Origin of the sequence: Candidatus Pelagibacter sp. HIMB1505 (assembly GCF_052047915.1) — a bacterium.
Classification (GTDB): Bacteria; Pseudomonadota; Alphaproteobacteria; order Pelagibacterales; family Pelagibacteraceae; genus Pelagibacter; species Pelagibacter communis_A.
This window is the reverse complement of record NZ_JBNAIR010000001.1, coordinates 171892-187359: the sequence shown is the minus strand read 5'-3', so window position 1 is coordinate 187359 and position 15468 is coordinate 171892. Positions and strand designations below refer to the sequence as shown.

The 15468-nt window shown below is 29.2% G+C and carries 18 protein-coding genes; 8 read left to right on the top strand and 10 right to left on the bottom strand.

The annotated features are described in order from the left end of the window. Nucleotides 1-41: 41 nt before the first annotated feature. Genes ACTTAU_RS00945 through fabA form a run of 3 tightly spaced genes read right to left on the bottom strand, consistent with a single transcriptional unit; the run spans nucleotide 42 to nucleotide 2541 of the window. Entirely contained in the window at nucleotides 42-827 is a 786-nt protein-coding gene (locus tag ACTTAU_RS00945; protein WP_438304664.1) for an enoyl-ACP reductase FabI, read from the bottom strand. Nucleotides 828-829: 2 nt separating this feature from the next. Then, a complete protein-coding gene (fabB, locus tag ACTTAU_RS00940; protein WP_438304662.1) occupies nucleotides 830-2041 on the bottom strand; it encodes a beta-ketoacyl-ACP synthase I in 1212 nt (403 codons plus the stop codon). After that, the gene (gene fabA, locus ACTTAU_RS00935) at nucleotides 2041-2541 is read right to left on the bottom strand and encodes a bifunctional 3-hydroxydecanoyl-ACP dehydratase/trans-2-decenoyl-ACP isomerase (RefSeq protein WP_438304661.1); all 501 of its coding nucleotides are present in this window, start codon (nucleotides 2539-2541) and stop codon (nucleotides 2041-2043) included. The genes fabB and fabA overlap by 1 nt, the downstream gene beginning before the upstream one ends. A 74-nt stretch (nucleotides 2542-2615) precedes the next feature. Here fabA and ACTTAU_RS00930 point away from each other — a divergent pair, with 74 nt between their 5' ends. From ACTTAU_RS00930 to ACTTAU_RS00915, 4 genes are all read left to right on the top strand, one after another. Further along, the gene (locus ACTTAU_RS00930) at nucleotides 2616-3044 is read left to right on the top strand and encodes a Fur family transcriptional regulator (protein WP_438304659.1); all 429 of its coding nucleotides are present in this window, start codon (nucleotides 2616-2618) and stop codon (nucleotides 3042-3044) included. Nucleotides 3045-3149: 105 nt separating this feature from the next. Next, complete coding sequence (locus tag ACTTAU_RS00925; protein WP_085114870.1) at nucleotides 3150-3566, top strand: rubrerythrin family protein; 417 nt, start codon at nucleotides 3150-3152, stop codon at nucleotides 3564-3566. Between the two features lie 166 nt (nucleotides 3567-3732). After that, entirely contained in the window at nucleotides 3733-5064 is a 1332-nt protein-coding gene (locus tag ACTTAU_RS00920; RefSeq protein ID WP_438304658.1) for a (Fe-S)-binding protein, read from the top strand. 2 nt (nucleotides 5065-5066) lie between these two features. Continuing rightward, nucleotides 5067-5657 carry a DUF3501 family protein gene (locus ACTTAU_RS00915; RefSeq protein WP_438304657.1) on the top strand — a complete coding sequence of 197 codons (591 nt, stop codon included), beginning with the start codon at nucleotides 5067-5069 and terminating at the stop codon, nucleotides 5655-5657. Here ACTTAU_RS00915 and ACTTAU_RS00910 read toward each other — a convergent pair. Genes ACTTAU_RS00910 through ACTTAU_RS00885 form a run of 6 tightly spaced genes read right to left on the bottom strand, consistent with a single transcriptional unit; the run spans nucleotide 5650 to nucleotide 10762 of the window. After that, nucleotides 5650-6102, bottom strand: coding sequence for an SH3 domain-containing protein (locus tag ACTTAU_RS00910; RefSeq protein ID WP_440632900.1), 453 nt, complete (start codon nucleotides 6100-6102; stop codon nucleotides 5650-5652). The two genes, ACTTAU_RS00915 and ACTTAU_RS00910, sit on opposite strands and share 8 nt — an antisense overlap. Beyond that, entirely contained in the window at nucleotides 6096-6848 is a 753-nt protein-coding gene (locus tag ACTTAU_RS00905) for a HesA/MoeB/ThiF family protein (protein ID WP_438304654.1), read from the bottom strand. The genes ACTTAU_RS00910 and ACTTAU_RS00905 overlap by 7 nt, the downstream gene beginning before the upstream one ends. Beyond that, nucleotides 6845-7282: a dUTP diphosphatase gene (gene dut / locus ACTTAU_RS00900; RefSeq protein WP_438304653.1), complete on the bottom strand. Its 438-nt coding sequence runs from the start codon at nucleotides 7280-7282 to the stop codon at nucleotides 6845-6847. Before dut ends, ACTTAU_RS00905 begins: the two co-directional genes overlap by 4 nt. Next, nucleotides 7282-8481, bottom strand: coding sequence for a bifunctional phosphopantothenoylcysteine decarboxylase/phosphopantothenate--cysteine ligase CoaBC (coaBC, locus tag ACTTAU_RS00895; protein WP_438304651.1), 1200 nt, complete (start codon nucleotides 8479-8481; stop codon nucleotides 7282-7284). The genes dut and coaBC overlap by 1 nt, the downstream gene beginning before the upstream one ends. Nucleotides 8482-8489: 8 nt before the next feature. Further along, nucleotides 8490-10058: a 2-polyprenylphenol 6-hydroxylase gene (gene ubiB, locus ACTTAU_RS00890; RefSeq protein WP_438304649.1), complete on the bottom strand. Its 1569-nt coding sequence runs from the start codon at nucleotides 10056-10058 to the stop codon at nucleotides 8490-8492. Next, on the bottom strand, nucleotides 10058-10762 hold the full coding sequence (locus tag ACTTAU_RS00885) for a class I SAM-dependent methyltransferase (protein ID WP_438304647.1): 705 nt from the start codon (nucleotides 10760-10762) through the stop codon (nucleotides 10058-10060). The genes ubiB and ACTTAU_RS00885 overlap by 1 nt, the downstream gene beginning before the upstream one ends. A 31-nt stretch (nucleotides 10763-10793) precedes the next feature. Here ACTTAU_RS00885 and mutM point away from each other — a divergent pair, with 31 nt between their 5' ends. From mutM to dnaN, 4 genes are all read left to right on the top strand, one after another. Then, complete coding sequence (gene mutM, locus ACTTAU_RS00880) at nucleotides 10794-11657, top strand: bifunctional DNA-formamidopyrimidine glycosylase/DNA-(apurinic or apyrimidinic site) lyase (RefSeq protein ID WP_438304644.1); 864 nt, start codon at nucleotides 10794-10796, stop codon at nucleotides 11655-11657. Between the two features lie 50 nt (nucleotides 11658-11707). After that, nucleotides 11708-11968, top strand: coding sequence for a 30S ribosomal protein S20 (gene rpsT, locus ACTTAU_RS00875; protein ID WP_085114861.1), 261 nt, complete (start codon nucleotides 11708-11710; stop codon nucleotides 11966-11968). Nucleotides 11969-12246: 278 nt separating this feature from the next. After that, nucleotides 12247-13668, top strand: coding sequence for a chromosomal replication initiator protein DnaA (gene dnaA, locus ACTTAU_RS00870; RefSeq protein WP_438304642.1), 1422 nt, complete (start codon nucleotides 12247-12249; stop codon nucleotides 13666-13668). Then, nucleotides 13658-14770: a DNA polymerase III subunit beta gene (dnaN, locus tag ACTTAU_RS00865; RefSeq protein WP_438304641.1), complete on the top strand. Its 1113-nt coding sequence runs from the start codon at nucleotides 13658-13660 to the stop codon at nucleotides 14768-14770. The genes dnaA and dnaN overlap by 11 nt, the downstream gene beginning before the upstream one ends. Here dnaN and ACTTAU_RS00860 read toward each other — a convergent pair. Beyond that, nucleotides 14767-15468: a lysophospholipid acyltransferase family protein gene (locus ACTTAU_RS00860; RefSeq protein ID WP_438304639.1), complete on the bottom strand. Its 702-nt coding sequence runs from the start codon at nucleotides 15466-15468 to the stop codon at nucleotides 14767-14769. The two genes, dnaN and ACTTAU_RS00860, sit on opposite strands and share 4 nt — an antisense overlap.

Here is a 15468-nt window from a genome sequence, read left to right as displayed (position 1 = left end):
GGCAGAACGCACCTAATATTTTTAACTAAATTTAACTATATTTAAGTAATATTCTTAGGATCTGGCATCCCAACCTTGTTATATCCAGCATCTACATAGTGAATTTCACCAGTAACACCGTTTGCAAGGTCACTTAGTAGATACAGTGCTGAATTTCCAACATCATGAATATCTACATTTCTCTTTAATAGTGAGTGATCTTCATTCCACTTGTATAAAAATTTTGCATCTCCTATTGCAGAAGCTGCCAATGTTTTAATTGGTCCTGCACTTATTGCATTTACTCGAATGCCTTTGGCACCTAAATCTCTAGCAAGATATTTAACACTAGCTTCTAATGCAGCTTTACATACACCCATTACATTATAATTTGGAATTGCTTTGTTAGCTTCGTAACTTAAAGTTATTAAACTTCCACCATTTTTCATTACTTTAGAAGCTTCTTTCGCAACTTCTGTAAATGAGAAACATGAGATTAACATACTCCTTTGGAAATTTTCTCTTGTTGTATTTAGGTATTCGCCTGATAATTCTGACTTATCTGAAAATGCGATTGCATGAACTATAAAATCAATTTCACCCCACTCAGATTTTACGTCTTCAAATAATTTTACCACATCTTCTTTTTTTTCAACATCACAACTAAATGTTACTTTTGAATTCAATTTTTCTGCTAAAGGCACAACTCTTTTTTTTAAAGCATCACCAAGATATGTGAAAGCAAGTTCAGCTCCTGCTTCAGCTAATTTTTGAGAAATTCCCCAGGCAATCGATCTTTCATTGGCAACTCCCATGATTAATCCCTTTTTACCTTTCATTAAATTCATAATTAAACCTTTTCAAAAATTAAAGCAGCATTGGTTCCACCAAAACCAAAGCTATTAGACATAACAGTATTTAGCGTTGCGCCATTTTCATTTTTAGTAACAATTGGAAAATTCTTTGCATCTTCATCCATATCAGTAATGTTTGCTGAACCAGTAATAAAATTATTCTTCATCATGATTAAACAATAAATTGCTTCATGGACAGAAGCTGCACCCAAAGGATGACCAGACAAAGGTTTTGTTGAACTAATTTTTGGAATATTTGATCCAAATGTTTCTTTAATTGCATTAAGCTCAGTAATATCTCCTACAGGAGTAGAAGTTCCATGAGTATTAATATAATCAATTTTATTTTTAGTTGTTGATAGTGCCATTTTCATACATCTAACAGCACCTTCACCAGATGGTGCAACCATATCATATCCATCAGAAGTAGCCCCATATCCAGTTAATTCAGCATAAATTTTTGCACCTCGTGCTTTTGCGTGTTCATATTCCTCAAGAACTAAAACACCTCCACCTCCAGCGATCACAAAACCATCTCTAGTTTTATCATATGCTCTAGATGCTTTTTCAGGTGTATCATTGTATTTTGAAGATAGAGCGGTCATTGCATCAAACATTGCAGTCATAGCCCAATGTAATTCTTCACTACCACCAGCAAAAACAATGTCTTGTTTACCCATTTGAATTAATTCACTTGCATGGCCTATGCAGTGTCCACTAGTGGCACATGCAGAACTCATTGTATAGTTCACTCCTTTTATTTTAAAAGGCACAGCAAGAGTTGCCGAAGCAGTACTTGCCATAGTTCTAGGAACTACAAATGGACCCATAAGCTTTGGTGTTTTTGCTCTTGTTTTGTCGACTGATAAAACAACATTTTCAATTGATGGTCCACCAGACCCCATAACTATTCCAGTCTTAAAATTACTAATATCCTTATCCTCAAGACCAGAGTCTGTGATAGCTTCTTTCATTGCTATATAATTATAGGCTGATCCAGATCCCATAAATCTGATTGTTTTTCTATCCACATGATCTGCCAAATTAATATTTGGTTTGCCATGAATATTACTTTTAAGATTATGCTCTTTATACTCTTCAGCAAAAGAAATACCTGATTTAGAATTTAGTAAAGATTGATAAACCTCTTCTTGGTTATTTCCTAAACATGAAACAACACCAAGACCTGTTATTACAACTCTTTTCATTATTTAAATAACCCCACTTTTAAACTTTCTGCAGAATAAATTTTCTTATCATCAGCTAAAACTACACCATTTGCAAGTCCAACAGTTGTTCCTCCTGGTGACATAATTTTTTTCATATCGATAACATATTTAACTAATTTTACATTCTGTAAAACTTCACCTGTAAATTTTACTGTCCCAACTCCTAGGGCCCTACCTTTTCCAGGGTTTCCAAGCCAACCAAGATAAAATCCAACCAACTGCCACATTGCATCTAGACCTAGACAACCTGGCATAACCGGATCACCTTTAAAATGACAATCAAAAAACCACAGATCATTCTTGATATCTAATTCAGCTTTTATTGAGCCTTTTTTAAAGGCACCATTATTGTCATTAATTTCAGTAATTCTATCAAACATGAGCATAGGAGGAAGTGGTAATTTTGCATTTCCAGGCCCAAAAAGTTCACCATTTCCACAACTTATTAGCTCTTTGTAGTCAAAGGAGTTTTTTTTCATAAAATTGAACACCCTTAATACTTGATTTTTAAGCAATATAATATAGATATAGTTTAGAACTATTATAAACAATAATGATAAATAACAGTAATTTTATTGATAAATTGAGATCTTCTGGCCTTAGACCTACTAAGCAAAGGATAAAAATTTGCAAAGTGCTGTTTGAAAGAAATGGAACTTTTCATTTTACAATTAATGACCTTGCAAAAACAATTGAAGAGAAGCTTAATGAGAAAATTTCTCTTGCTACAGTCTATAACACTGTCCATGCTTTTAAGAAAAAGGGCTATTTAAAAGAAATTTCAATCAATAGTGATAAGAGTTATTTTGATACAAACACTTCTGTTCACCATCATTTTTTTGATGAAGATACAAATGAATTAATTGATTGTGGTGAAGATGACATTGATTCTGTAAATATTAAAAATAATATTACGGGAAAAAAAATAAACTCAGTTGAAGTTTTGGTTAAAGTTGCGAGTGATTATCAAAATCAAAAATAATTCAATAAAATCAATTACTTAAAATCTACATTATAATTATTCTAAACTGTTGACATTATGGTTTTAACAACTATATGTCCTACACATTAAATTAAGGAGAATAAAATGTCATTAAAAGGAACTAAAACAGAAGAAAACTTAAAAGAAGCTTTTGCTGGTGAAAGTCAAGCTAACAGAAGATATCTTTATTTCGCACAAAAAGCTGACATCGAAGGATACAATGATGTTGCTTCAGTATTTAGATCAACTGCAGAAGGTGAAACTGGTCACGCACACGGACACCTTGAGTATTTAGAGCAAGTTGGTGACCCAGCAACTGGTAAACCAATTGGTGAAACTAAAGCAAACTTAGAATCTGCAGTAGCTGGTGAAACTCATGAGTACACTGACATGTACCCAGGTATGGCTAAAACTGCTAGAGAAGAGGGTTTTGAAGAAATTGCTGATTGGTTTGAAACTTTAGCAAAAGCTGAAAAATCTCATGCTGGTAAATTCCAAAAAACTTTAGAGTCTATTAGCTAATTAATTCTTTTTAGCGGGCATATTTACTTGCCCGCTAAATAAATTTTCAAAATTCTTAATAATTTATAAAAATGGTAGAGCAAATTATACAAACTTTAAAAGATTGGTTAAACGAACCAGTATTAATTGTTTCTTTATCATTATTAATAGTAGGTAATTTAATTATATGAGCAAAGAAGGAAGCACAGAAGCACCAATAAGGCATCCAATAGATTTTGAGCATCCAGATTTTCTAAACCCAGAAAAACTAGATGCTGAAATGAGAAGAGCTTTTGACATTTGCCATGGATGCAGAAGATGTTTCAACTTATGTGATTCTTTTCCAAAGTTATTTGACATGATTGATGAGTCAGAAAATGAGGATGTAGATAGTCTATCTAGTGATCAATTTGCTCCAGTAGTAGATGCATGTACTTTGTGTGACATGTGTTTTATGACAAAGTGCCCATACGTGCCTCCACATCAATTTGATTTAGATTTTCCACATTTGATGTTGAGATATAGAACAGCACAAAAAAAACTTGGAAAGCTTCCAGCAGTGCCTGCACAGTTAGCTAAAATAGATAGAAATGCTAAATTTGGGGTTTTATTTTCAAAAATAATTAACTGGGCATCTGATGTTAAAAATACATTTATTAGAAAAATTTTAGAAATAATTTCAGGAATAGATAAAAGAGTTCAGTTGCCAAAATATAACTCAGAAACGTTTTCAAATTTTTTCAAAAAAAATAAAGATAAAATTACTTATGAAACTTCATCAAAAGATAGAAAAGTTGTTATTTATTCAACTTGTTTTGTAAATTTTAATAAAAAAGATACTGGTGTTGCAGCATTAAAAGTACTTAAAAAAAATGATGTAGAGGTTCAGGAAGCTTACCCGGGTTGCTGTGGAATGCCTTTTTTAGAGCAAGCAGATTTACCAAAAGTTGTTGAGCAAGCAAAAAAAGTTTCTAATGATCTAATCCATTGGATTGATAAGGGGTATAAGGTGATAACCTTAACTGCCAGTTGCGGTTTGATGTTAAAATTTGAATGGCCATTATTATTACCAAATGATGAGAAGGTTAAAAAATTATCTCAAAATGTTATGGATATTGATGAATATGTAGTTGATATTGCAAATAACGAGGGTCTAGCTGATGGCCTTCAAGAAATTGATGGGGGCGTAACAGTCCATCATGCATGCCATGCAAGAGCTCAGAATATGGGTATTAAAGCTAGAGACATGCTTAAATTAATACCAAACATTAAAATTGATGTAGTAGAAAGATGTGCTGGTCATGGAGGAACTTTTGGAGTTATGAAAGATACACATGATCTTGCCAGAAAAGTAGGCAGACCAACTGCAAGACAAATCAAAACTAAAAATAATAAATATATGGCGTCAGATTGTCCGTTGGCTGGTAAACATTTAAAACAACTTGAAGCTGATACAAATATCGCAAATGATGAGGCACTACATCCTATCGAATTAGTAGCAAAAAGTTATAGATTATGATCATGTCAAAAGAAAAAAGAGAAATTTCAAAAGAGGATATAATGCCCTTAGATGTTTATACAAAAAACAGAAGAGAGCTAAGAAAAAATATTGTTGATTTTAAAAAAGATAGAAGAGTTGCACTTGGACCATATGCAACATTTTATTTTGAAAGTTATGAAACAATGTTAGCGCAAGTTCAAGAAATGCTTTACATAGAAAAAGGTGGTGAAGAGCAATTAAAAGATGAGCTTGCTGCATATAATCCTTTAGTTCCAAATGGAAAAGAGCTAACAGCAACTTTAATGTTTGAAATAGATAATCCAGTTTCAAGGGCAGCTTTTCTTGGAAAAGTTGGTGGAATAGAAGAAAAAGTTTTTATGAAAGTGGAAGGTGAAAAAATAAAAGCAGTTCCAGAAGAAGATGTTGATAGAACTTCTGCTGAAGGTAAAGCTTCTTCAGTTCAGTTTATTCATTTTAAATTTACTGATGAGCAGATTGTAAAATTTAAAAACAGCTCAGAAATTGAAGTGGGAATTGATCATGCCGAATACTCACACACAACTAAATTAGCAGATGTTACAATAAAATCTTTATCTGCAGACTTTAGTTAGTAGAGCCCCATAGATTTTTTTTATCAATCCATCCTTTAAAATCATCAGTTTTTACATTACACCACTCATCCTTACATTTTTGAACAATTAATAATCTACCTTGTTTTATATTAGCAATAGGTTCTGAAAAAATTGTAGGTTTTTTAAATAATATTTTGTCATTAGTTGTAATTACTGAATTGATTTTTTTTAACTGAGATACGTGTATCCACCCACTATTTTTTTTGTAATCTATTATTCTTCTGAAATTTTCTTTTTCATCAATTTGTTTGATGGGGAGATTAATTTTTTTATATATAAATTTTATGGGAGATTCAAAACTAGGTCCATATCTAACATTAACTTTGCTCTTTTTTAAAGATAAAAATTTTTCTTCACTTGCTAAGTTAGAAATTTGAAAAAAAATAAATGTTATTAATAAAATAATGAAATTATTTTTTAACATATACATTTTTTTTGTTTTAAAATTTTTGCTTTTCTGAAGCTAAGATTTAATAAGTCTAATATTAGTATTTTTCCATTAAGATTTTGTCCAATACTCAATATTTGTTTTAAAACTTCATTAGCTTGCAATGTACCCAAAATTCCAGCAACAGTTCCAAGCACACCTTCATATTCACAGTTTAAGATATCATCAGAAATTTTATCTTCTTGAAAGAAACATCTTAAGCACGGTGTTTTTTTAGTTTTAAAATCATAAGTAAACAAATGCCCATCAAATTTACTTATTGCGCCAACTACTAAGTGTTTTTTAAGTTTTAAAGCAGTATCATTAACTAAAAATTTAGTTTTAAAATTATCACTTCCATCAACAACATATTCATAATCTTTGACTATTTTTAAAGCATTTTTTTCATTAAGTTTTGAATTAAAAGTTTTAACAATCGTATTAGGATTAATTTTTTTTAATTTTTCCTTAATAGATTTAACTTTCGAATTTTTAAGATCCTTAATGTCATAAAGGCTTTGACGATGGATGTTAGAAATATCAACAACATCATCATCAATAATTCCAATTTTTCCTACACCAGCTCTAGTAAGAAATTCAGCTACTGGGCAACCTAAGCCACCAGCACCAACAATAAAAACTTTTGCTTCTTTTATTTTTTCTTGGCCTTTTGAACCAATATCTTTGAGTATTATTTGTCTTGAAAATCTCTCAATTTCACTTTTGTTAAGTGATTTTTTCATTTTCCTGTTGAGCCAAAACCGCCCTCACCTCTTAAAGTCTCAGGTAGTTCATCTGTTTCCTGAAGCTCCATTTTTACTACAGGTGTTAAAATCATTTGAGCAATACGATCACTGTTGTTAACTGTAAAATCTTCGTTTCCATGATTGTAAATAATAATCTTTAATTCTCCACGATAATCGCTGTCAATTGTGCCGGGGGTATTTAGCACACTTATATTGTTTTTAGCCGCCAATCCGGATCTTGGTCTTATTTGTATTTCGTATTCTTCAGAAAACGCCACTGATAAACCAGTTGGAATTAATTCCGATGTTTTTGGTTTAATAATTATAGGTGATTTGATGTGAGCCATCAAATCCATACCTGATGCACCAGAAGTTTTATATGAAGGCAGCTCTACATCTGATGAGAGTTTTTTAATTAAAACTTTTACCATTAATTTAATTGATTATTAATTCTTTCAACTATTTCTTCAGATATTAAGGTTTTGCTTTTAGCAAATAATTTTTCCTGTTTATTATTTTTGTAAAAGATTGTTACTTCATTTAAATTAGAATCAAAACCTATTTTCTTGTTAGAAACGTCATTGCCAATAATAATATCACAATTTTTATTTTTTAGTTTTTGTATTGCATTTTTTTCTAAATCGTTAGTTTCTGCAGCAAAGCCAACCACTAATTTAGGACGCATTGAATTGTGATTTGAAATATAATTCAAAATATCAACATTTTTTTCTAATTTAATTGTAAGTTCATCACTTTTTTTAATTTTCAAATTACTTTTTTCATGGACTTTAAAATCAGCTACAGCAGCAGAAAAAATAGCTACATCAACTGGCAAGTTTTTTTGAGTTTCTTTAAACATCTCTTCAGCAGTCTCTACTTTTATAACTTTTACTTCACTCTCAATTTCAAGATTAGTTGGTCCTGAGATTAAAGTTGTTTGATATCCATTTCTAGATAATGATTTTGCTAACTCATAACCTTGTTTGCCACTTGATTTATTAGTGATAAATCTTACCGGATCTATATATTCACGAGTTGGTCCTGCAGTAACTAATGCTTTAAGTTTTTTATTCTTATTAATGAAATACAAATAATCATTAATTTTATTAACAATGTCTATTGGCTCAGTCATTTTGCCTTCACCGTATTCTCCACAGGCCATTTCTCCAATCTGAGGCCCAATTATTTTGTAGGTATATGACTTTAGAATTTCCAAGTTTTCTTTTAATGAAGGATGTTCCCACATTCTCACATTCATTGCTGGGCATAAAAAAATTGGTTTATTTGAGGCTAAAATTACTGTTGATGCCAAGTCTTCAGATGCACCTTTTGCAAGTTTCGAAATTGTATTTGCTGTAGCAGGCTCTACTAGAATTAGATCAGCCCATCTAGATAATGCAATGTGATCCATTTCTGCTTCATTTTCTACATTAAACAAATCTTCATAAACTTTTCCCTGAGATAATGAGGCTACTGATAACGGTGTTACAAATTCTTTAGCACTTTTAGTCAGTATTGTTTTAATTTCACAACCATTTCTTTTAAGAATTCTTATTGTTTCAAGACTTTTATAAGCTGAAATTCCACCACAAATGATTAATAATATTTTTTTATCTTTTAGATTTTTCATCGAAGGAATTAAAATACTAATAAACCAATAATTACAACTGCTAAAATTCCAATAATAGATTGATTTCTAAATGCAATCATTTCAGACTTCTTATTATTTAAAGCCGTAAAAGAATTTGAGTTTTGAGGTATTTGTCCACTTGCTAAATACGTTAGAGCTTGATTTGCCTTATCCATGATTTCTGGAAAGTCTGGCAATCTTTTAATTACTTCAGAGGTATTTTGAAGAGTTTCATTAATTGTATTCAAAGGATCTTTTGTTTCTCTTAACCAGCTTTCTAAAACTGGTTTAGAGGTTGTCCAAATATTTGTTTCCGGGTTTAGTTTCCTTGCAACCCCCTCAACTACAACCATTGTCTTTTGTAACATTAATAACTGCGGTTGAGTTTGCATATTAAATTTTTCAGTAACATCAAACAACTGTTTAAGAAGTTTACCACCTGAAATGTCTTTAACAGCCTGACCAAAAATTGGCTCTCCAATTGATCTTAAAGCCTGAGCCAGATCATCTATTGGTACTTCTTTAGGTACCAAGCCTGCAATTAAATGAACTTCAGCAACTTTTTTATAATCTCTCTGAATAAAACCAAATAAGATTTCAGCCAAAAATCTTTTACTCATTTTATCCAAACGACCCATTATTCCAAAATCAATAGGCACAATTTGACCGTTAGTATCTACAAATATATTTCCCTGATGCATATCTGCATGAAAAAAACCATCTCTTACGGCATGTCTTAAAAAATGTTGAATTATATCTTCAGCAATTTTATTTGTATCGATATTTTGTTTTTTAAGTTCATCAGTCTCTCTGATTGAAACACCATCAATCCAATCTAATGTCATTACATTTTCACTTGTGAAATTCCAATAGATTTGAGGTACTCTAAAACCAGCATCATTTTTTGTATTTTCTGCATATTCATTCGCAGCTGCGGCTTCAAATCTAAGATCCATTTCTAAATTAGTGATTTCCTTTAATAAAAAAACAACTTCAACTAACTTTAACCTTTGGGTTTTTTTTACAATAGATTCAATTAAAAAAGCAAAGAGCATCATTGCATCAATCTCTTCATTAAAGATTTTCTTAATATCCGGTCTTAAGATTTTAATTGCAACGTCTTTAATAGTTCCATTGTCATCTATTTGTGCTTTGTGTACTTGTGCAATAGATGCTGCTGCTACAGGCTCACTTAAATTAATTATAGAATTATAGGTTTCTTCACCAAGATCTTTTTTTATAATTTCTTTAGCTTGATAGATTGAAAATGGAGGAAGTCTATCTTGTAAATTTTCTAATTTTTTTGATAGTTCTTCACCAATTATATCAGGTCTAGTTGCTAAAAATTGCCCAAGTTTAATAAAAGTTGTGCCCATTGATTCTAATGAGCTTGATAATCTTTGACCCTCATCTTGGTCTATATTTAAATGTTTTTTTTCTGAAAAAGAAAATGCTAAAATTTTAAATAAAACTTTTACTGCTAAGGGAGGTTCTTTAAATTTTGATGTAATTTTAAGAATATCTGATTTAGCAACTTTTCTTCCAAGTTTGAAAAGTATGATTAATTTTTTTATCATTAGTATTTCCAGCCACTATGAATTGAAACAATCCCTCCAGATAAATTACGGTATGAGCACTTTTTAAAATCATTTTGTTCCATTAATGCAATTAATTCTTCTTGATTAACAAAATTTTCAATACTTTTTACTAAATATTCATAAGGTTCTTTTTCACCAACGACTAGACCACCCACTAATGGAATAAGTTTTGAATAATTTTTGTAAAAAAAATCTAAATTAGAGTTTAATATCTTTGAAAATTCTAAACATAAAAATCTACCACCAGGTTTTAAAACCCTATGAGCTTCTGCAAGGGCCTTGTTAATATTTTTTGTGTTTCTTAAGCCAAAACTAATAGTATAAAAATCAAAACAATTTTTTTGAGCAGGTATATCTTCTGCTGGAGCAATTACCCATTTAATGTTTTTATAACTCTTTAATTTTTCTTTTCCCTTAGCAATCATGCCTTTATTAGGATCTACACAGTAAATTAAATTGTCAGATTTAGTATTATCTAGAAATAATTTTCCAATATCACCAGTACCACAAGCAACATCAATCAAGGTGCTATTAAAAGAAGGATTCATCATATTAATCAAATTCTTTTTCCACACTCTATGAACGCCTAATGACATAAAGTCATTCATTAGATCATATTTATCATACACTTTGTCAAAGACACTTTGGACTAGCCCTTTTTTATTTTGGAGATATTGTTGCATAAAATATTTTATACAATCAATATAGTATTAAATGCCAGAATTACCAGAAGTAGAAATAGTAAGACAATCTCTAGATAAAAAGATTCAAAAAAAAAAGGTAAAAAAAGTAATTATAAGAAATAGAAGTTTAAGATTTAAAATCCCTAGAGGTTTTGAGAAATTTTTGGAAAATAAAACTATTGTTAAAGTTTCAAGGTTTTCAAAATATTTAATTATTTATCTCTCAAATAATCAATTTTGTGTAGTTCATCTTGGGATGTCAGGTACAATTCATTTAATTGATTTTAAGGATAAAAAAGATGTTACTAACTTAAGTTTTTACAATTCACCATTTTTACCAAAAAAACATAATCATGTAGAAATTATTTTTGATAATTTCAAAGTTATTTATAATGATCCAAGAAGATTTGGTTTTTTTCAAATAATTGAAAACAATAGAGATTTAAAAAAAAGATTTATTCATCTAGGACCAGAACCATTTGATAACAAATTTAATTTAAAATATTTTAAAAAATTTATTCAAAATAAATTAAAAACCATTAAAGATTTATTAATTGATCAAAAATTTGTTTCAGGAATTGGTAATATTTATGCAAGTGAGATTTTATTTTTAAGTAGAGTTAACCCTAGTAAAAAGATTAAATCTCTTAACAAAAAAGAATGTAGTCAAATAATATCTAACTCTAAAAAAGTTCTTTTGAATGCAATTAATAAAGGTGGTTCTAGCATTAGAGATTTTAAAAACACAGATGGTAGTAAAGGAGGTTTTCAAGATAGTTTTAAAGTTTATCAAAGAGAAGGAGAGTGTTGTAAAAGATTTAATTGCGATGGAATAATAATAAAAAAAGTAATCGCTAACAGATCAACTTTTTTTTGTAATTACTGTCAAATTTAAATAATTATTTGATTGACCGATATAAATTCTCAAGCTATACCCCTGCGCATATGGCTAACACAAAATCAGCAATTAAAAGAATTAGAAGAATTTCCAAACAAACTGCAGTTAATAAAGCTAGAAAAAGCAGATATAGAAATGCTCTAAAGAAAATGAACCTTCTGATTGTAGATAAGAAAAAAGATGAGGCTCTTAAATTCTTGCCTAAATTGAATTCTGAGCTTATGAAAATTGCAAAATCTGGGATTATAAAAAAACAAAACGCCTCTAGAAACGTTTCTAGAATTACTAAAAAAATATCCTCGCTATAAGTTTATAACTTGAAGTTGATTCAACTTTAACAACACGCTTAATGTAGATTGAATGGAAGCATTTAATCAATATTTAGATTTGGTAAATAAATTAATAGTTTAAATCCAACCTGAAGTTTTATTTCCACTAGAATAATAAAAATATTATTGTCAAAAGAATTTTTTTTTATGTGACAAAAATCTCTACACTTTCAGATTTAATTTATTTTTTAATTTTAAAATTTATATCTTGAAAATATTTTTAGATAGGTCTAAGTGGAGCCTCTTCCAAAAAAGAAATGAACAACACAACTACAAATAAAAATATAGAAACATTAAATCAAAATAATTTGGACTGGAGTTTAATTCAGTCTCAAATGAAAAATAAACTTGGTGTTGAGATTTATGAAAGTTGGCTTAAAAAAATTAATTTTGTTGAAGAGTTTAATAATTACATTCTGTTAACAGTTCCAACAAGATTTATTAGAGATTGGATTACATCAAGGTATTTAGATCAAATATTACAGATTATTAAAGCCCATAAAAAAGATATAATTAGAATAGAATTTAAAATTGCAGAATTAAAATCAAGCAAGAAAGATGTTGGCGAGGAGATCACCAAAGACACAATTAATGATAAAAATGTTTCTTTTATCAAAGACTCGTATCTTCAATATAATAGAATAGATCCAAATAAAAGATTTGACAATTTTCTTACTGGTTCAAGCAACAAATTAGCATATGAGGCCTCTATAAAAGTTTCTGAAAATATATCTCATTATAATCCGTTATATATTTACGGCGGTGTAGGAATGGGAAAAACTCATTTGTTGAATTCAATTGGTTTAGAATTAAAAAAAAATAACAAGGTAATGTTTATTTCTGCTGAAAGATTTATGTATCAATTTGTTAAATCTATAAAAACAAATGACATGGTAAAATTTAAAGAATACTTCAGAAATACTGATATTTTGTTGATTGATGATATTCAATTTATGAATGGCAAAGAAGCAATGCAGGAAGAATTCTTTCATACCTTTAACGCTTTGCTTGATAAAGGATCACAGATAATTGTTTCTGCAGACAGGGCGCCTAACAAATTATCTAGAATTCAAGAGAGAATAAAATCAAGATTCTCTGGAGGTTTGGTGGTTGATATACAAAAACCAGATTACGAATTAAGAAAAAAAATAGTTATCCAAAAAACAGAAGAACTCAATAAATTATATTCAGATCAGATTAATATTTCAAAAGAAATTCAAGAATATATAAGCACTGAAATCACTACCAGTATTAGAGAGCTTGTTGGAGCAATAAATAGAATAATTTCATTTTCTAGAATTTATAATAAAGCACCAAATTTAGCTGAGACAAAAGTTGTTCTAAAAGACCTTTTAAATATATCTGAAAACAAGGTGACGATTGATTTAATACAAACACTTGTATGCAGGTTTTTCAAAATAAGTAAAAATGAAATGTTGTCTTCTAGAAGATCAAGATATCTTGTGAGACCAAGACAAACAGCGATATATTTGACTAAAATTTTAACCTCGAAATCATTACCTGAAATTGGAAGAGAGTTTTCGAACAGAGATCATACAACAATTATTCATTCTGTTAAAACGATAGAAAAGCTTAAAGAAAAAGATCCGGAGATGGTAGAAAATATAAATAAGTTAAAAAATCAGATATTATATAATAATAAAGATAATGAAATTTAACGTAAACCAGCAAGATCTACAACAAGCACTAAGTTATTGCCAAGGTGTCATAGAAAAAAGAAGCACTCTTCCAATTCTTTCAAATGTTTTACTTGATGCAAGTAGTTCGAAGTTAACTATTACAGCAACTGACTTAGATTTAATTTTTATTCATCAAATTAAAAATATTGAAGTAGTTGAAGAAGGTAAGACAACAACTACATCATCAATTATGTATGATATTGTGAGAAAATTTTCCTCGGGGAAAAAAATTAATTTATCATTGTCAGACACAAGTAAATTGCAATTAGAGTCTGAAAAATCAATTTTTAATTTAAATTGTATAAGTCACTCTGAATTTCCACTTACTGATGAAAATTTTAATGAAAATGAGTTTTCAATTAATTCAAAAAGTTTATTAAAACTTCTTAATAAATGTAAATTTTCAGTTTCTAATGATGAAACTAGACATTATTTGAGTGGGATATATTTTCATCAAACTGAAGTAGAAGATAAAAATTACTTAACATCAGTTGCTACAGACAGTCATAGAATGTCTATTTCAAAGATACGACTCCATGAAAAAATTAACTTTGAGCCAATTATTTTGCCAAAGAAAACAATATTTCAGCTGGTTTCTCTTTTAGATAACTATGATGGTGATGTTAAAATATCTAATGTAAAATCTAAAATTAAATTTGAGCTAGATAATAGTATTTTGATTTCAAAATTAATTGATGGAAAATTTCCAAATTATATTCAAGTAATTCCTAAGAATAATCAAAAAAAACTTGAAATAGATTTAAAATCATTTTTAGGTTCAGTTGATCGTGTAGCTTCGGTGTCTTTAGATAAAAAAGATGGTGTTAAATTTAACTTAACAAAAGATGCATTAAATCTTTCAGTAAATAACACTAACAGTGGGAATGGTAATGAAACACTTAGTGTAAAATTTGACCATGATTTAGAGATAAGTTTTAATTCACGATATCTAATTGACGTTGCCTCCCAATTAGATGGCGAAAAAATTGAGATTTATTTCAATGATACTGGATCACCAGCTTTAATTAAAGATCCTTCAGATTTTGATAGTATTTATGTTGTTATGCCTATGAAGGGTTAATTAACCCTATCTAATTCATTGTAAATTTTTTTTTCTAATTCTCTCGTAAATTCATTTTTATCCATTCCTAGTGTTATTTTAGGTAATATAGATATTGTAATATCTTTTTTTGATTGTTTTAGACCTTTTTTGGGCCAAACATAACCAGAGTTTATTGCTACTGGTTGACAAGAAATTTTCAACTCATCATAGATCCTGCCTACACCTTTTTTAAAAGCTGGTCTTTCCTCTGGGTTAACCCTAGTTCCTTGCGGAAAAATTATTAAAGGTCTTTCACTTTTATTTATTATTTTTGATACATCTTCAAAAAAACTTAAATTATCTTTTGTAACCTTATTTCTTTTTATAGAAATTGATCCTATCTTTTTTAGATACCATCCAAAAATAGGGATTAAAATAAGCTCTCTTTTTAAAATAAATACAGGTGAATTAAAAATTGTTTGTAAGTAAAATGTTTCAAACATTGATTGATGAGAAGCTGCAATAAAAAATTTTTCATTTTCAATAATATTTTCTGAGCCTAGGATTTTTATTTTCACTGATAAAATATTTTTGAGACAAAAACCCGTCCAATAACCCATTAATTTACCCCCAATTAAAACTATTTTTTGAGGTAAAATTAATGCTGGTAGGAATACAATTGATATAAAAATAATTCCTGAAAAAAAAATTATAGAAAATATAATATTTCTTAACAT